This window comes from Mycobacterium sp. 1245499.0 (assembly GCF_001673615.1).
GTDB classification, from domain to species: domain Bacteria; phylum Actinomycetota; class Actinomycetes; order Mycobacteriales; family Mycobacteriaceae; genus Mycobacterium; species Mycobacterium europaeum_A.
Genome location: NZ_LZMG01000180.1, coordinates 1 through 17,925, shown reverse-complemented (window position 1 = coordinate 17,925; position 17,925 = coordinate 1). Strand labels below are relative to the sequence as shown.

The 17,925-nt window shown below is 66.8% G+C and carries 12 protein-coding genes; 10 read left to right on the top strand and 2 right to left on the bottom strand.

Annotated elements, in window-relative coordinates:
* The first annotated feature begins 177 nt into the window (after nt 1-177).
* The 9 genes from A5646_RS28010 (at nt 178) to eccCa (ending at nt 13,319) form a co-directional block, all read left to right on the top strand.
* Nucleotides 178-498, top strand: a complete 321-nt coding sequence (locus A5646_RS28010; RefSeq protein ID WP_197505160.1) for a hypothetical protein — start codon at nt 178-180, stop codon at nt 496-498.
* 25 nt (nt 499-523) lie between these two features.
* A complete protein-coding gene (locus A5646_RS28005; protein ID WP_082984697.1) occupies nt 524-1,174 on the top strand; it encodes a hypothetical protein in 651 nt (216 codons plus the stop codon).
* A 386-nt stretch (nt 1,175-1,560) separates the two neighbouring features.
* Nucleotides 1,561-1,845 (top strand): hypothetical protein, encoded by a 285-nt coding sequence (locus A5646_RS29840; protein WP_231998281.1) that lies wholly within the window; start codon nt 1,561-1,563, stop codon nt 1,843-1,845.
* Nucleotides 1,846-2,883: 1,038 nt separating this feature from the next.
* Entirely contained in the window at nt 2,884-3,348 is a 465-nt protein-coding gene (locus A5646_RS27990; protein ID WP_231998283.1) for a hypothetical protein, read from the top strand.
* A gap of 1,420 nt (nt 3,349-4,768) precedes the next feature.
* Complete coding sequence (locus A5646_RS30385) at nt 4,769-5,470, top strand: DUF5631 domain-containing protein (RefSeq protein WP_067021520.1); 702 nt, start codon at nt 4,769-4,771, stop codon at nt 5,468-5,470.
* Between the two features lie 204 nt (nt 5,471-5,674).
* Nucleotides 5,675-6,478 (top strand): hypothetical protein, encoded by an 804-nt coding sequence (locus A5646_RS10160; protein ID WP_067021531.1) that lies wholly within the window; start codon nt 5,675-5,677, stop codon nt 6,476-6,478.
* Between the two features lie 287 nt (nt 6,479-6,765).
* Nucleotides 6,766-7,611, top strand: coding sequence for a DUF4226 domain-containing protein (locus A5646_RS10155; RefSeq protein ID WP_067021519.1), 846 nt, complete (start codon nt 6,766-6,768; stop codon nt 7,609-7,611).
* Between the two features lie 2 nt (nt 7,612-7,613).
* Nucleotides 7,614-9,101, top strand: a complete 1,488-nt coding sequence (gene eccB / locus A5646_RS10150) for a type VII secretion protein EccB (RefSeq protein ID WP_067021518.1) — start codon at nt 7,614-7,616, stop codon at nt 9,099-9,101.
* Nucleotides 9,102-9,104: 3 nt separating this feature from the next.
* Complete coding sequence (gene eccCa / locus A5646_RS10145; RefSeq protein ID WP_067021516.1) at nt 9,105-13,319, top strand: type VII secretion protein EccCa; 4,215 nt, start codon at nt 9,105-9,107, stop codon at nt 13,317-13,319.
* On the opposite strand, the gene A5646_RS10140 is transcribed toward eccCa, so the two are convergent.
* Together A5646_RS10140 and A5646_RS10135 are read right to left on the bottom strand one after the other, a co-directional pair.
* A complete protein-coding gene (locus A5646_RS10140) occupies nt 13,300-16,143 on the bottom strand; it encodes an RND family transporter (protein ID WP_369806927.1) in 2,844 nt (947 codons plus the stop codon). The genes eccCa and A5646_RS10140 overlap by 20 nt on opposite strands.
* A gap of 4 nt (nt 16,144-16,147) precedes the next feature.
* Nucleotides 16,148-16,528, bottom strand: a complete 381-nt coding sequence (locus tag A5646_RS10135) for a hypothetical protein (RefSeq protein ID WP_066861933.1) — start codon at nt 16,526-16,528, stop codon at nt 16,148-16,150.
* 133 nt (nt 16,529-16,661) lie between these two features.
* Here A5646_RS10135 and A5646_RS10130 point away from each other — a divergent pair.
* A partial coding sequence (locus A5646_RS10130) for a sensor histidine kinase (protein ID WP_231998280.1) occupies nt 16,662-17,925 on the top strand: 1,264 nt, incomplete at its 3' end.

Sequence of the window (17,925 nt, the reverse complement as noted above, 5' to 3'; positions counted from 1 at the left end):
CCTTCCGCGCCGCAGGCGCCACGCTCACGCATGTGGCCGGCGATCGCGATCGGTGCGATGGTTTTGGCTCTGGTCTCGACGGTCGTGGCGGTTATTGCGTTGGTTGCGGCGACGTCGCGGTCATCGGGTTCGAGTTCGGGGCCTACCGCGGCCGCGCCCTCCTATAGCGTCGCCGACGTGTCTGCGGCGCACCAGAAGTTGTGTGACGTGTATAAATTCGTGGCGCGCGTAGTGCAGATAGAGACAAATGGCAAGAACCCGGATCGCGCAAATCTGGCGACTGTGAATAGTACGGTGATGCTGCAAGATGCAGTGACCAGTAGCCCCGCGCTTGCCCGTGGCGACCGTGCCGCCGCGCTCGCGCTGGCCGAGTCGTATAGCAATGTCGCGGCCACATCTAGCTTGGCGACCGGAAGCGACGATCCAGCGTGGCAGTCGGCCCTTAATGATGCGAACGCGAAGGATGCTGCGTTGCGGAGCGTTTGTGGTGGCAGCTGAGGTGCCACCCACAAAGCGGCGGTAATTGCTCGGCGGCCCATTACCTGTTCAACTGTTGAAGCGACGTTCCGAGAGACAGTCTCGGAAGCGCTTGGAACTAAAAGGAGGACGCATGGTGGGGGATTTGCCTCCGGCTCCGGGGGAGGGACCGACTATCGGCCCGCCGCCAGGCCCAGCGCAATGGGCGCCAGCATTTCCCATTCAACCGCCAACCCGTCCACGGACGTGGCCGGCGATCGCATTGGCCGCGCTTGGCGTGTTGCTTGGCGTCGCTGCTCTGGTGGTCGCGTTGGCGCGGCCTTCAACCGATAAGCCAGTGCCCACATCGACTGCGTCGCCGACATCTTCGTTTACCACCGATCAGACTGCGGCTGCGCATCAAAAGTTGTGCGACGCATACAGGCTCGCCGCGCGTGCAGTGCAAATTGAGACGAATGGCAACAGCGCAGAGCGTGCCGGCATTGCAACTGTCAACGGCGCGGTGCTCATCCAGCAGGCATTGAGCGCTGCCCCTGCGCTTCCAGGCGCTGACCGAGCCGCTGCTGTGGCTTTAGCCGAGGCATACAGTAATGCGGCGGCCGTGGCGAGCCTGGGTGACACTGCGGCATGGCAGTCGACCATTGCCGACGTGAACGCGAAGGATGCCGCGATGAAGAAAGTATGTGGCATCGGATAGTCACCACCCACAGGACAGCGGGGATTGCTCACTGCTTACTTAGTTGTTCCACTATTGGAGCGTGGCGCAAAATCTTACAGCCAGCGTCGGAGCCCGTTAATGAGATGAGGAGGACGCAATGGCCGGGGATTTGCCACCAGCACCTGGGAGTGGGCCGACCGCGGGCGCTCCCGGGCCAACGCAGTGGTCACCCGTATTTCCCAGCCCGCGACAAGCTCGTCCACGGGCATGGCCAGGGCGCTCTTGGCGGGAGCAGCTACAGTCCTGGCGATCGCTGCGTTGATTGTGGCGCTTACGCGACCATCAAGTTAGACCAGTCGCGTGCGACCACGGTGCCGTCGAGCGTTGCTGCGGACATGCCTAATTCTCACCAACAGCTGTGTGACGTGTACTCGCGTGCTGCGCGCGCAGTTCAGATCGAGTCGAACGGCGGTGGAACAGCACTCGCGCGGATCGCAACCGTCAACGGCGCCGTGCTTGAGGCAGCGGCCGCGGCTCCCGGGCCAAAGCCCGACGAGCGGTCCGCTGCGCTTGCGCTCGCACGTTCTTATCGCGACCTGACTGCGATCGGAAGCGTGGTCAACGGTAGTAGCGACCCTGCATGGCAGTCAGCCATCGGCAATGGCAACTTTGCGGACGGTGCCATGAAGAAGGTGTGCGCCCTGGGATGAGTCCACCCAAAGTGCCGCGGCGATTGGGCACTGTTCGGTTCAATTTTTGACCTACTGAGGCGCCCGAACGAAAGAATGTGCGGCGGCTTCGCCGAAAGCCGCTGCGAACTTGAGGAGGATGCATGGTCGGGAAATCGCCTCCGGCTCCCCGGGTAGGGGCCGAGCACTGGGCCGCCGTCAGCGCACAACGCAATGGGTGCCGGCCTTTCCTATGCAGCCACCACCGCGTCCACGGGCATGGCCGGCAATCGCTTTGGCCGGGGTTGCCGCCTTGCTAGGGAGTGTTGCGTTAGTTGTCGCACTGACACGACCTACCGGTGGTCAAACTGACAGCGCTGCAATCACTTAGGCGATGCCTACCTACACTGCTCAGCAAATTGCTGCAGCGCACCAATAGCTGTGTTCGGCCTTCGCGCTTGCTTCGGACGCAGTCAAGACACATTCTTCGGGGGTCCGAGCTCTCGGAAGGATTGCGCACTAATGGGGCTGCTCTGTTGGATGCAGCTGTGACCGGTGAACTTCCGGCTGCGCAAGCAGGTGAGGCACGCGCCCTTGCAAACGCATATCGGACGGCTGCGGCCGTAGCTTCCTCAGCTGCCGCCACCGACCCGCGGTGGCAAGCCTCGGCGAACGACGTCAACGCAAAGAGCGATGCGCTGCTCGCGACTTGCCATAGCTAGTTCCACGTTGCTGGACCCGACCGTCGCGACTGGTTTCTGTTTAAGCAGGTCGAATACCTTAGGGCGGTTCGTACAGTCGATGAAAGCAAACACGACGACACCCCGTCACGAACTACCGCAGTCAGACGAAGTTCATGCCAGCGTATGAGGACTATCAATGCGCGGTGAATTGCTTGCTGTCCAGTCGCCTGCTCAACTATTGGATGGGTGGAGCGGCACGAGGAAGTTCTAGGTGTCATGTGCGAGGTTTCGGACCCGAGGAGGACACGCGGTGGGAGATCTGCCTTCGATCCATCATGACGAGCAAGCTGCCCATCCGCCCGCGGAAAATTGGCCGGCACCCCACTTCCCACCGCCGGTGTCTCGTCCGCGACCGTGGACAGCAATTGCAGTAGCGGTAACGGCAGCAGTAGCCGTCATGGCGTTGGTGGTAGCACTGATTCGGCCGGCGGCTTCGAGACCGGTCGTTACCACGACGGCACCGACTTACACTGCGGCCGAGACTAGTGCAGCGCTGAAATCACTTTGCGACACCTACAAGCTCGTCGCACGGGAGGTAGACATCGATACGGGAGGGCAAGACCGGGCGCTGGCCCGCATCGCGACGACTAATGGCGCCGTAATGCTTGACAACGTCGCAGCCAATCCTGCTCTAGTTGCTAAAGCCCGCGACGCTGCTCGAGCATTGGCCGCGGCATACGGAACGCTTACTGCGATGGGGAGCAATTTTGTGGCTACAGATGCGCAGTATCAGGCCGCGCTCGATGACATCACTGCGAAAGATGCCGCAATGAAAAGCGTGTGTGCGAACGGTGGTGGCTGACCTTCCGCCGGGTAAGTGGTCAGCCGCGCTCGTTGGGGCGTGGTGGCCAACACCGTCGACCGCACTCCGCGCTGGTGCGCAGCACTGGGCCCAGGCTTCTGCGGAGCAACAAGAATATTCGCAGCACCTGCGAACCCATTGGACAAAGATCGCGGCCCACAACGAGGGCCACACGGCCGACGACCTCATTTCCCGGTATCAGCAGGGCGAGAAGTTTCACCTAGATCTCGCGGAGAAGTATCAGACCAAGGCGGCGGCCTTCAATTCAGGTGCGGACGCCATCGATTATTTGCGCAGCCGCTTGTCGGATATAGCGAATACAGGCAATAAGGAGATAGATGACATCCTCGCATCCAAGAAGCCGCCGCCAGAGCAACTAGCGGAGGTGCAAGCGGTCCAGGCGCGTTGTAACGCAGATGCGGCGAATGCCAGTCGGGACGCGGTCGACAAGCTAATGGCCGCGACGCAGAAGATCCTTGATGCTGAAGGTGTCGGTGGGGATGCCAGTTCTTGGGCACGCGCAAACGGGTTCAATGTCGATGGCGCCTCGCCACCTAAACAAATCAGCCAGCAGGATCTGAATTCGCCGGAGCCCCCTGCTTTCGGTGGCAAACAAGGGGCGGACGCACCATCGCCTGATAGTGGACCGGTAGACCCGGCCTTCGGTCCCAAACAGGCATTGGGTGCGCCCCCAGGTGGGGCAGGCCACGGACCCTCGCCCGGCCCATCCCCGTTTGGTGGCACGCAGGGAGCGACTGGAACGTTCCCCGGCGCTTCGTCAGCGCCGCCCACCGGGGTGACAATGCCCGGTGGCGGTGGATCGGTTTCACCAAGCGTTCCTGGTGTACATGGTGGCGGCATCCCTGCGTCGCCTGCCGGCTTCGGCCAGGGTCTGCAGCCTGGGTTAGGGCAAGCGTTCACGTCGGGATTGGCGACCGGCCAGGCGACAGGACCTGGCGGACAAGCGTTTACAGCGGGGCCGCTACAAGCGATGGAGGCTGGCGGGCCTCAAACTCCTCAGGCGACACCAGCAGTGACGCCGACCGCGCCGAGCGCCGGGGCCTTCATACCTACAGCAACCCCCGCCGACGCGCCTCCGGCCGCATCCCCCGCTCCGGTGGCCACCGCCGGCGCTCCAGTAGCGCCCGTGATGACAGGGGCATCGTGGTCGTCGCCCGCACCGACCATTGGCGGCGGTTCGTCGATTCCCTCAGGGTCGTTGCCCGCTTACGGGTCTGATCTGCGTCCACCAGTGGTGGCGCCCCCGTCTATACCCTCCACGCCTGCCGGCCCGGTCTCCGGAGCACCCGTGGCGTCTTCGCCGGCATCATCGCCCTCCGCGGGTGGGCCGCTTGTTTCTCCGGTTGAGCGGACGGCCTCAGGAGCCGCCGCGGGCCAAGCCGGTGCGGGGTCATCGACGATGGCTGGCGCATCGGCAGCTTCAGCGGCAACGGGCGCGGCCGCCGGCACGGTCTCCGCCAGGACGGCCGAACAGCAACGGCTACAGCGGATTGTCGACGCGGTAGCCCGCCAGGAACCGCGGCTGGCGTGGGCGGCAGGATTGCGCGATGACGGCGTCACGACGCTGTTGGTCACCGACCTCGCCGGCGGGTGGATTCCGCCGCATGTTCGGTTGCCCGCCCACGTGACCTTGCTCGAGCCAACGGCGCGACGCCACGACGCGAACTTGGTAGATTTGCTCGGCGCCATCACGGTCGTGGCTGCGCATCACGCCAACACTTATGTTCCCGAACCGACTTCGGATGAGCCCGTGCTGAGCGGTGATCGGCCTGCCCGTTCGGCCGCGCCACAGGTCGATGAACTCGGCCCCACTTTGGTGGAGGCCGTGCGCCGCCGCGATGGTCTACCGCGGATCGCGCAGGCTATAGCCGCGCCAGCGGTGCGAAAGACAGGTGTACTCGAAAGCGAAACCGAGATGTTGCGCGAACGCGTCGCTGACGTCCAGCACGCGGTGCTGGCAGCGTATCCAGACCACAATCCAGCGGCTGTGGCGGATTGGATGCTTCTAGCGGCTATCGAGGCGCTAATTGATGGACACGAGTACCTCGCCAACTATCACCTGGCCTGGTTTGACGTAATCAGTCAGCCGAGTCACCGCTAGTCCGGATTCGGTGTGAATAGCGATTTCGTCGTGCTGTGTCAAAATGGGCTTGTATGCGAATGCATGTTTGATGGACTTGGGAATTTGCGAGCGGGGTGGAGGTGAGTTGTGGGACCACGAGTCAGGGATACGCCCGGCACGAAGTTTGACGGCGTTCCACCGGCGGTGCCCGGCCCGGGGCCAAATCCACCGGGCGGCTCCTCCATTGTCGACGGTTGGCAAGGGGTAGTCGGAGGAGTCGGAAACGCCGGGGTCCCCAAAGACGCAGCCGACGCAGCCGCAGCAGACGCGGATCGCCGCGCCCATGCCGCTGACGCGGAAGCCAAGTTCCCTGCCAACGAGGCGAACAGCCAGCAGGACATGCAGATGATCCAGCAGATGCTGCAGAGCGTGACCGGTGCGGTCGGCGGGGCGATCGGTGGCGTCATGGGACCGCTGACGCAGCTGCCGCAGCAGGCGATGCAGGCGGGTCAGAGCGCCCTGCAGCCGCTGATGAGCGCAGTCCAGGGCGCCCACGGCGCCGGGCTCGTTAACGACGCGCACCTGGTCGACAGCGTCGGCAGCGGTGGCGGCGGCGCTGGACTTGGCGGCGGTTCCGGTGGCGGCGGCGCTGGCCTCGGCGGTGGTGGCACCACCCCGGCCAGCTCGTTGGGCCCGCCGCCGGTGCCGACGTCGTCTCCGCCGACGACGCCCGCGGCCGCCAAAGCGCCGATGATGCCGCCGACCGGTGGCATGCCCGCCATGCCCGGCCAATCCGGCATGACCGGCATGCCGATGATGCCCCCGGGCGCGATGGGCGCCGGCGGCGAAGGCGGCAAGAAGGACAGCCCGGTCGAAAAGCGGATCACGGCCCCGGGCGTGCCCAACGGCCAGCCGATCAAGGGCCGCTTGACGGTGCCGCCGAGCGCCCCAGGCAACAAGTCCGGCGAGGCAAAGCCGACCGTCGTCACCAACCGGCCCAACCGCCGGATCGTCATCATGCCGTCCGACGACGAGCCGAAGGAATAGCCCACCAAACAGCCCACCGAAAAGTGAGTGGTCGGGTAATTCGCGCGGCAGTAGGGTCGCTACGTAATCGCGGCCGGCCAAGCCCCAATGCGCGGGTCATCTGGGATTGCCCGTTATTGACAGCAGAACTGTCGATACGTGCATGCTATTGGTACGTCTGCAGCGACCGCGGAAAACGCGGCCAGAAGGGTGTGGGAGTACTAACGCGAAGTGTCCGGCACGGATGCGGCGCCCACAGGGCGCACAGGTGGGTTAGGGCGGGGACGTCGGTGACCGATCCCCTGAAAATGCAAGCGGTCACGGCGTTGTCGCGCGCCCACAATCTGTACGCGCGACCCACGCGGGACGACGGGATCGGCGACGCACCGGCGCAGACGCAGGCATACGCCGAGGCGATGAAGCGGCACAGTGGCCTGCCCGCCACGGCGGCCGCACGGTCGGGCGCCGCGATGACACAGTTGGCTCGGCTGGCCCATGCCGATCGGGCGCTGGGGCAGATCATCGCCGCGGCGCGGTCCGATCACGCGCACGGCCGCGCGGCGACGAGGGTCAACCTGGACGCGGCCCTGACCGATACGACGCCGGCGGCCGATACACCGATGGGGCGCCGCGAGGCCGTCGCCCGGATGGCGGCCCGGCTGCGGACCCAACACCGGCACGTCGCCGGATCGCGCCGCCGGGCAAGGCTGCTCGCGCGCCGGCTGCGGCGCCTGCACTACCTGCAAGGGCGGTCGATGCACAGCAATCAGGGCAACGGACGCGCGGCGGTGTTGGCGGCTATCCGTAAAGCGTTGGACATCAAGGGTATTCACGATCCGGCGGCCCGGGCTCGCTGGGAACGCGGCATGGACCTGGTCGCTCGCCGCGAGTCCAACTACGACGCGAACGCGGTCAACGGCTGGGATTCCAACGCGGCACGGGGCACGCCGAGCAAGGGTGCCTGGCAGTTCATCGCGCCGACGTTCGCGGCCTATCACCAGCCGGGCACCTCGCGCGACATCCACAACCTGGTGGCGCAGGCGTGCGCGTTCATCAACTATGCGATGGGCCGCTACGGCGTCGCCGTCGACGCTTCGAATCTGGCCGATCGGATTCAGCAGGCCGATCCTCACCGAGCGCCCAAGGGGTACTGAGCATGCCGCTGAGTTTGTCTAACCGCGACCAGAACTCCGGGCACCTGTTCTACAACCGTCGCCTGCGCGCGGCCACCACCCGCTTCTCCGTGCGCATGAAGCACGACGACCGCAAGCAGACCGCCGCGCTGGTGCTGTCGATCCTGCTGGTGGCCATCGCCTCGGGCTGGATGCTGCTGCTGAACGTCCTGAAACCCACTGGCATCGTGGGGGATTCGGCGATCATCGGCGACCGTGATTCCGGGGCGCTGTACGCCAGGATCGACGGCAGGCTGTACCCCGTGCTGAATTTGACCTCCGCGCGCCTGGCGACGGGCACCGCAAACCAGCCGACGTGGGTGAAACCCACTGAGATAGCGAAGTATCCGACCGGTCCGCTGGTCGGCATCCCCGGAGCGCCGGCGGCGATGCCGGTCCATCGGGGCGCGACGTCGGCGTGGGCGGTCTGCGATACAGCCGGCCGCCCGCGCAGCCCGGAACGCCCGGTGGTGACCTCGATCGCCGGCCCACTCGACGGTTTCGACCGCGCCACACCGCTGAGCGAGGACGCCGGGGTGCTGGTCACGTTCGAGGGCAACACCTTCGTGATCTGGGGAGGCAAGCGCTCCCAGATCGATCCGTCCAACCGGGCGATCACCCTGAGCCTCGGTCTCGACCCGGGAGTGACGCTGCCGGTGGAGATTTCGCGGGCCCTCTACGACGCGCTGCCCGCGACGGAACCGCTCGGCGTCCCCGCGGTGCCCCTGGCGGGTACCCCGTCGACGTGGGTGTCGGGCTCGCAGGTCGGCGCGGTGTTGCAGGCCCAAACCGCCAGCGGCGGCAAACAGTTCTACGTCCTGTTGCCCGACGGCGTCCAAAAGATCACCAGCTTCGTCGCCGACCTGCTGCGCAGCGCCAACTCCTACGGTTCCACGGCACCTCGCGTGGTCGCTCCCGACGTGTTGGTCAACATCCCCGAGGTGAACTCGCTGGCGGTGGACTACTACCCGACCAAGCGCCTGAACTTCGTTGACACCGCGGCGGATCCGACCACTTGCGTCGGTTGGGAGAAGGGCTCGACCGACCCGCAGGCACGTGTCATGGTCTACAACGGACGCGGACTTCCCACGCCGTCGTACCTCGACAACCGCATCGTGCACCTGGTACGCGATGACCGCGACCCGGCATCGGTGGTCGCCAACCAGGTGCTGGTGCTGCCGGGTGCGGCGAATTTCGTGACATCGACCAGCGGCGTGGTCACCTCCGACTCCCGGGAGTCGCTGTTCTGGGTGTCCGACAACGGGGTGCGGTTCGGCATCACCAACGACGACACGACGTTACGCGCGCTGGGCCTTGACCCGGGGTCGGCGGTGCAGGCGCCCTGGCCGCTGCTGCGGACCTTCGCGGCGGGCCCCGCATTGTCAAGGGAGGCAGCGCTGGTGGCGCGGGACACCGTACCGGCGCTCGGCAAGGTGGCTGTGGTGACGACATCGGCGAAGCCGGGAGGCTAGAGAATGTCCAAGAAAGCGTTCCCCATCAACCGCGTCAAGATCGAGCCGCCGAAACCGGTCCGGGTGGCGCCCAGCGCGCCGATCGCGCTACCGGAGCGCGAGCCGCGCAACATCTGGGTGATGATCGGGGTGCCCGCGCTGATCGTGGCGCTCATCGGCACCATCGTCATGCTCTACGTCTCCGGCGTGCGCAGCCTGACCACCGGCTTCTTCCCGCTGATGGGCATCGGCGCATTCAGCATGCTGGCGTTCTCCGGCCGCTTCGGCCGCGCCCGCAAAATCACCTGGGGTGAAATGGAAAAGGGCCGTCGCCGCTATCTGCGCGACCTCGACGGCAACCGCGACGAGATTCAGACCGCGGTGTGTGCGCAGCGCGAATGGCAGAACTTCGTGCATTCCGATCCTCGTGGGTTGGGCGCAATCATCGGCGGCCCGCGAATGTGGGAGCGCGGGCGCGGCGACGCCGACTTCCTCGAGGTGCGGCTGGGCACCGGTGTGCAGCACGCGCCGGATTCGGTGCTCTCGGTGACCTGGCCCGACATCGCCTCCGATGAGGAGCTCGAACCGGTGACCGGGCAGGCGCTGCGCGATTTCATCTTGGAGCAGCGCAAGATTCGCGACATTGCCAAGGTGGTCAACCTGCGATCGGCGCCCGGCTTCAGCTTCGTAGGCGAGGACCTGGACCGGCTGCGCTCGCTGATGCGCTCGGTGCTGTGTTCCCTGGCCGTGTTCCACAACCCGCGCGACGTCAAGTTGATGGTGGTGACCCGCAATCCCGAGGTGTGGTCGTGGATCGTGTGGCTGCCGCACAACCTGCACGACGAACTCTTCGATGCGTGCGGCTTCCGGCGGCTGGTCTTCGCCACGCCCGAGGAACTCGAGGAAGCCCTGGGCGCCGAACTGCACATGAAGGGCAAGCGCGGCGCGTGGACACCGCTGGCCGCGGCCAGCCCGACGGCGATGGGGTCGACGCTCGAAACCGGCGCCGACACCGTAGATCTCGGGCCTCACCTGGTGATCGTCGACGACAACACCGGCAGCCCCGACGCATGGGAGAGCGTGGTCGGACAGGTCGGTAAGGCGGGAATCACCCTGCTGCGCATCGCCTCCCGGGTCGGCACCGGCGTGGGCTTCGGCGACGACCAGGTGTTCGACCTCAGCGAACGCCACAGCTCACCCAACGGCTCGTTCAACGGCAAAATCGCGTTGCACCGCAACGGCTCTGACGCCGACGGCGAGGACAACCGCCCGGCCCCGCTGCTGCGGGTGCGCGGCAAATTCTTCGCCCACGCGGATCAACTCTCGATACACCGCGCCTACCGCTACGCGCGGGCGATGGCACGCTGGTCGCCGACCAGCCGCAGCGAGATCAACGACTCGGTCAGCGGTGCAACCGAATTGCTGCGAGCCCTGGGCATCAGCGACCCGCGGGACTTGGACGTCGACCGGTTGTGGGCGGAGCGTCGCGGCCGGGGCGACGAGCGCTGGTGCGAGGTTCCCGTCGGGGCCAAACCCAATGGCGAGCTGCAGAACATCATCATCCGCGCCAAGGACTTCGGCGGCTTCGGCTTCCACTCCGTGGTCATCGGGACCAGTGGCTCGGGTAAGTCGGAGTTCTTCCTGTCGTTGGTCTACGGCATCGCGCTGACCCACTCGCCGGAAACGTTCAACGTCATCTTCGTCGACATGAAGTTCGAGTCGGCGGCCCAGGACATCCTCGGCATCCCGCACGTGGTGGCCGCGCTGTCGAACCTCGGCAAGGACGAGCGCCATCTGGCCGAGCGGATGCGCCGAGTCATCGACGGTGAGATCAAACAGCGCTATGAGTTGTTCACCTCGGTGGGTGCGCGCGACGCCAACGACTACGAAGAGATCCGGCTCGCCGGACGCGACCTGCCGCCGGTGCCGGTGCTGCTGGTCATCGTCGACGAATACCTGGAGCTGTTCGCCAACCACGAGAAGTGGATCAACCTCATCATCCACATCGGCCAGGAGGGCCGCGGCGCCAACGTCTTCTTCATGCTGGGCGGGCAGCGCCTGGACCTGTCCTCGCTGCAGAAGGTCAAGTCCAACATCGCCTTTCGCATCGCGCTGCGCGCCGAGTCCGGTGACGACAGCCGCGAGGTGATCGGCAGCGACGCCGCCTACCACCTGCCGTCGAAGGAAAACGGCTTCGGCCTGCTGAAGGTGGGCCCGCGCGATCTCGAGCCGTTCCGCTGCTTCTACCTCTCCGCGCCGTTCGTGGTGCCCAAGACCAAGGAGGTCGCCACCACCGTCGACATGACGCTGACCAAGCCGCGGCTGTACAACTGGCAGTTCCAGCCGCTGGACGCCTCCGATGCCACGGCGCTGGAGGCGGCCGCCGCCGTCGACGCCGAGCCCGACGAATTCCTCTACTACGACGACGGTTTCAAGCGGAAGAAGATCGTCGACGTGCTGCGCGAGTCGTTGCATGAGGTGCCGCACCGCTCGCCGCGCCGGCCGTGGCTGGAGCCGCTGGAGGAACCCGAGACCATTGATGCCCTCGTCGCCGGATACCGGGGCAAGCCGTGGCACGTCGACTACGGGCACAACGCGGGCCTGATGTTCCCGGTGGGCGTCATGGACATCCCCGAGGAGTCCAAGCAGGTCGTGCATGCGGTGGATGCGTTGCGCAGCAACGTGATCGTGGTGGGTGCCAAGCAGCGCGGCAAGACCACCACCCTGATGACGCTGATGTGCTCGGCGGCGACGATGTACACCCCGTCGCGCGTGACGTTCTTCTGCATCGGCGGGGCCACCCTCGCCCAGGCCGCGTCGCTGCCCCACGTCACCGACATCGTCTCGCCGAAGGACGCCGAGGGCATCGAGCGGATCTTGAGCAGCATGGACGCCTTGATCGATGCCCGTGAGGATTCATTCCGGCGCCTCAAGATCGACCTCGACGGTTTCCGCGAACGCCGGTTCGGGCCGGGGAGCGACGGGCTGGGCGGCACCGACGCCAACGACCCGTTCGGCGATGTGTTCGTGGTGGTCGACGACTACGACGACCTGTACTCCAAAGACACCGTGCTGGGCGATCGCATCATCTCGCTGAGCAGCCGTGGCCCCGAATACGGGGTGCACGTGATGTGCAGCGCCGGCGGCTGGATTCACGGGCAGCGCCAAAGCCTGCTGCAAAACGCCACGGCGCGAATCCAATTGCGGCTGGCCGACCCCAGCGAAAGCCAGATGGGGCACTCGTCGCTGGAGTCGCGGGACGCGGCCCGGCGGACGCTGAACCGGCCAGGCTTCGGCCTGACCGACAGCCTGCACGAACTGCGGGTCGGTGTGCCGGCGCTGACCGACCCGGCCACCGGCGCGGTCGTCAGCATCGTCGACGTCGGGGCCCGCATCGCGGACGTCGCCGGGGTCACCAAGCACGCCACCCTGCAGCGACTGCCGCAGCGGGTGGCGCTGAAGGCGATCCTGGATTACGAGGCGGCGCGCCCCAGCGGCGACGACCTCTCGATCGCCTTCGCCATCGGCGAGCGCCACGAACTGGGGCCGGTTCCCATCAAGCTGCGCGAGAGCCCCGGACTGATGATCCTGGGACGGCAAGGCTGCGGAAAGACGTTGTCGCTGGTCGCCATTGGCGAGGCGATCATGAGCCGCTTCAGCCCCGAGGAAGCGCAGCTGACGCTGATCGACCCGAAGACCGCACCGCACGGCCTGCGCGATCTGCACGGTCCCGGCTACGTCCGTGCGTACGCCTATGACCAGGACGAGATCGACGAGGTGATCACCGCTTTGGCGCAGCAGGTCCTGCTGCCGCGGCTGCCCCCGAAAGGCCTGAGCCAGGAGGAGCTGCGCGAGCTCAAGCCGTGGGAGGGCCCGCGGCACTTCGTGCTCATCGACGACATTCAGGACCTGCGCCCGGATCAGAGCTACCCGCCCAAACCACCGGTGGGAGCGGCGCTGTGGAAGCTGATGGAACGCGCCCGCCAGATCGGGTTGCACGTCTTCACCACCCGAAACAGCGCGAACTGGGCGACGCTGCAAATGGATCCGTGGATGCGTTTCCAGAACTCGGCGAAAGTCGCTCAGCTCTACATGGACAACGACCCGCAGAACCGGATCAACCGGAACGTCCGTGCCCAGAACCTGCCGCCGGGGCGCGGCCTGCTGGTGAGCGTCGACGGCGACGTCGAAGGCGTGCTGGTCGGGCTGCCGTCCTCGGTCATACCGCCGCAGCAGTAACCCGTTGTCGCTCCGGCGTTTTCACGCTCGGCGCCGCGGCGCGGCGGGGGAGCGGGCTCGGCCACCAGAACCACCGGCCCAGCAGGGCGACGATGGACGGCACGATGAAGGCCCGCACCAGCAGAGTGTCCAGCAACAGCCCGACCGCGACGGTCGTGCCGATCTGGGCGACGCTGAGCACGCTGCTCGTCAACAACGCCAACATGGTCAACCCGAACACGATGCCGGCGACGGTGACCACTCCGCCGGTGCCGCCGAAGGCCCGGATGATGCCGGTCTTGAGGCCCGCCGCCGCTTCCTGTTTGATGCGGAGCGCGAGCAACAGGTTGTAGTCGGCGCCGACGGCGATCAGCGCGATGAACGCGAAAGGCGCCACGGCCCAGTGCAGGTCCTGATGCAGCAGGTGCTGCCAGATCAGCACGCTGGCGCCGACGGCTGAGGCGTAGGAGGTGACGACCGTCCCGACGACGACCACGCCCGCCACCGGGCTGCGCAGCATGACCGTGACGATCAAGAAGATGAGCACCAGCGCGGCGCCCGCCAGCAGCGTCGCGTCGCTGGCGACGAAGCGCTGCAGATCGGCCGTCACCGGGCCCACGCCCGCCAGGTCGACCTCGGTCGGAGTCAGTGTCCCCTCCTTGGTGGCCTCCTTGATGGCGGCGCGCACCTGATCGGCCCGCTTAGCGCCATCGGCCCCCCATTCGGAACCGTCGCCATAGACCAACAGGTATGCGGCGCGACCGTTTTCCGAGATGAGGTGGCGCAGCGCGGTGGTGTACCGGGCGTCGGTCAACGCGCGCTGCGGCATGTAGAAGTCCCCCGCGGCGCTGCCCTGGAATTGCGTCGCGATCTCGTTCAGGTAGTCGGTCAGCTGATGCATCTGCGGCCCGAGCGTGTCGGACAGCGTCAGCAAATCGCGCGTGGCCGAACGGGCCTGTCCCAACGCGTCTTTCATCGAGGCCACGCTCTGGGGCAGGGTGGCCATCGCGGTGGCGGCGGTGGTCGAGCCGCTGGTCAGCTTCGCGGCGCCGGAACCCAGCCGCGTGGACGTCTGCACCAGGCTGTCGACGGGCTGAAGCACCCGGTCCACCGTCGAGCAGATCGGGTTGGCCGCGCAGTCGGGGGTACGCCCGACGAAGTCTCGCAACGGGTCGAGGTAGCCCGACACCGTCGTGACGTTGCGTTGCAGGCCGTCCATGCCGGCCCGCATGTCTTCGGCGGCGCCGGACATGTCCGCCAATCCTGCACTGCCGCCGCGTAATCCGTTGCCCAACCCGTCGACGGCCCGCTGCGTCTGCGCCAGCGCACCGTCCAGTTCGGAGACGCGCCGGAGGCGCTGCGTCAGCGTCTCCATCGTGTCCCCGAACTGGCGGCCGAGCACACCGGCCTGATAGCTCAGCGTCGCCTGTTCGGGAACCTTGCCGTCCGGGCGGCTGGCGGACTGCACGGCACGCACCCCCGGCACGGCCATGATGTGACGCGTGATTCGCTCGATGGCGATCAGGCCGGCGGGGTTGCGCAGGTCGTGATCGGCCTGGATGGCGACGACGTCGGGCAACAGCGAGTTCGCCGCGAAATGCCTTCCGGCGCTGGCGTAGCCGCGGTTGGAGTCGGTGGACGACGGCGTCGCGGCGGGCTCGTTGAAGCCGACCCGCATGCCGGCCAACGGCAGCGCGACGAGCAGGCACAACCCCAGCGCGGCGACCAGGATCGGGCCGGGCCAGCGCGCCACGGACGTCCCGACCCGGCGCCACCGCCGCGCGGTGGTGGACGGTCGCGGTTCGAGATACCCGCGACGTATCGCCAGGCTCATCAGCGCGGGCGTCAACGTCAGCGCCGCGACCATGGTCGCCAGAATGCCGATGGAGCAGGGCAGCCCGGCGCTGCGGAACGAACCGACTTTCGCGAACACCAGGCACGCCAGCGCGACCGATACCGTCAGCGCCGATCCGATCACCACGGGCGCGATGGAACGGTAGGCCTGCGTCAGGGCCTGGGCAGGGGCGACGCCGTTGCGGCGACCTTCGTGATAGCGGCCGACCAGGAAGATCGCGTAATCGGTACCGGCACCAAGGGTCATCGCGGCCATGAGCGCCACCGAAAACAGCGACACCTCAACCACATTGGACTGGCCGAGGGCGGCGACGACGGCGCGCGCCAAAGCCAGGGCGAGTCCCACCGAGATCAGCGGTATAGCCGCCGCGACCGGCGATCGGTAGACCACCAGCAGTAACAGCAGGATGAGACCGATGGTGGCAGCGGTGATGCCGAGCATCTGGCGGTCGATCGCGGAGAACTCGTCGACGATGGTGGCGCCGGGTCCGGTGACATGGACTTCCAGGCCCGACGGCGGCGCGAGGTTGTGGATGGTGCCGCGCACGGCGTCCACCGAATCGCGCGCCTGCGCGGTGCCGAGCATTCCGGCGAGCCGCACCATCACGCTGACCGCCTTGCCGTCTGAACTCTGTGCGCCGGCGGCCGTGGCGGGCTGCGACCACAGGTCGGTCACCGCATACACGTGGCGCTGGTCCGAACCCAGCGAGGCCGTCAACGCGTCGTAGAACTGGCGATCCTGTTGCTTCAGACGCTGATTGCGTTCCAGCACAACGTAAACGAAGTTGTTGCTGGGTGTCTGGTTGAACAACTGGGCGGCTCGGGCGGCCGCCTCGGCGCTGGGCGCGCCGGGCGGCATGAAGGACCGGGCATGGGTGTCGACGACGCGCTCCAGTTGCGGAACCGCGAGATTGGCCGCGGCGGCCGCCAGGATCCAGAGGCCGATGATGACGACCGCGTAGCGCGACGTCAGGCGCGCAAGGCTTCCCATTCGGTCATGCAACGGTCTGCCGATCGCTGGTGGGTCCGCCGAACAGGCCCACGGCCACATGCTCGCCGCGGGTGAGGGAGCGCACCCGCAGCGACCGGCGGGTGCCGATCTCGACCAGCGCGTGCAGTCCGGGCTCGGCGGCTTCGAGATCGGCGAGCACCTGCTCGGCCGACGCGCCCTCGTGGGCCGCCTGATCCAGCTTGGCCACCAGCATGGTGATCCAACGCTGGCCGAGTGAGAGCAGCAAGCCCTCCTCGTCGCCGAACAGCTCGGACACCTCGGATGACTTGTCGATCAACGCAAGTGCCGCCTCGGGGTCCGTCTCGGCGGCTTTGATCACCTGGGCCATGAAGGCCATGCGGTCGTGCAGCAGTGTCCATGTCATGACTCGACGTTAGGAACTCGGCCACCCACCGCGCGTCGTGCCGAAGTGCAGTCTTTACCTCCTACCACGGGCGGAGGCGGGTGCCGCCCGCAGCAGGATGTGACGACGCACGGGGCTCTTCTAGGATTGGACGATGTTGCACGCCGCAGCGGATCACCTGCGGGAATTGCTTCGCCGACGAAGCGAGCTGATTCCCGTCGGTATCACCTGGGCGGCGTTGATCTCCGTCGATGTCGCCTTGGTGCTCGGCGGCGTGATCGGGACGCTGCAGCGGCCCGTCTCCGACCTGCCCGTGGCGCTGACCGCGTTCGCCCTGGCGTTGTCGCCGTCGTTCGCGTTCTTGATCTTCAACATGAAGATGACCCCGGGGCCGTTGTGGGCCACCTGGTCGGCTTCCTCCGCGCTGACTTTGTTCGGTACGTCGGCGCCGATTCACGCCGATTTCGGCCCGGCGTTGTTGGTCCTGATGGTCCTGGTCGTCGCGACGCTGGCGTCGGTGCTAGTCGGCCTGTTGGCTGCTGCGTCGGCGGCGGCGCTGCTGCTCGCCGACTCCGCACTGCACCGCCTCGACGCGGTGGTGTTATACCTCGGCTTCATCGCGGTGGGGTGGCTCCTCGGTTACCTGATGCGCACCCAGCGGTTGCTGCTGGCCGAACAGATTGCGGCGCAGGACATGCTGGCCGAACACGCCGCCGCCGACGAACGGCGGCGCATCGCGCGCGAAGTGCACGACGTCATCGCCCATTCGCTCAGCATCACCCTGCTGCACGTGACCGGCGCGCGCCGCGCGCTGCAACAGGATCGCGACGTCGACGACGCGGTCGAGGCTTTAGAACAGGCCGAGCGACTCGGCCGCCAGGCGATGGCCGACATCCGTCGTACCGTCGGGCTGCTCGACAACTGGCCGACCAAGGCCGCGCAAACCGTGCCCGAACCCGGTATCGACGACATCGCGCTGCTGGTCGAGGGTTTCCAGCGGGCCGGTCTGGCCGTCGCGCTGTGCGTCGAAGGGCCCACCGATCACGTCTCGGCCGCGGTCGGCCTCGCGCTGTACCGCATCACCCAGGAATCGCTGGCCAACATCGCCAAGCATGCGCCCGAGTCGAAAGCCGGTGTGGTGCTCGACATTTCACCCGCATCGGCGAGGCTCGCCGTCACCAACCTGCTACCCGCCGCGGTGACGGCCACCCGGTCACCCGAAGGGCGCGGTTTGCGCGGCATGCGCCAGCGCGTCGAGCTGCTCGGCGGGGCCATCGACGTCGGCCCCACCCGCGACGGGTGGTCGGTGTGCGCCGAAATACCGCTGCAGGAAGGCGATACCGCCTGGCGGCCGAGTCGCTCGGCCTGTTCTAAAGCCTCGACCGCGTCGTCGACGTCGCGATCCTGTTGCAGCGCGC

Coding starts and splice junctions, on each gene's coding strand:
- eccB (WP_067021518.1), top strand. CDS start 7,614: ATGCCGCTGAGTTTGTCTAACCGCGACCAGAACTCCGGGCACCTGTTC.
- eccCa (WP_067021516.1), top strand. CDS start 9,105: ATGTCCAAGAAAGCGTTCCCCATCAACCGCGTCAAGATCGAGCCGCCG.
- A5646_RS30385 (WP_067021520.1), top strand. CDS start 4,769: ATGGCTGGCGCATCGGCAGCTTCAGCGGCAACGGGCGCGGCCGCCGGC.
- A5646_RS10140 (WP_369806927.1), bottom strand. CDS start 16,143: ATGGGAAGCCTTGCGCGCCTGACGTCGCGCTACGCGGTCGTCATCATC.
- A5646_RS10135 (WP_066861933.1), bottom strand. CDS start 16,528: ATGACATGGACACTGCTGCACGACCGCATGGCCTTCATGGCCCAGGTG.
- A5646_RS10155 (WP_067021519.1), top strand. CDS start 6,766: ATGCAAGCGGTCACGGCGTTGTCGCGCGCCCACAATCTGTACGCGCGA.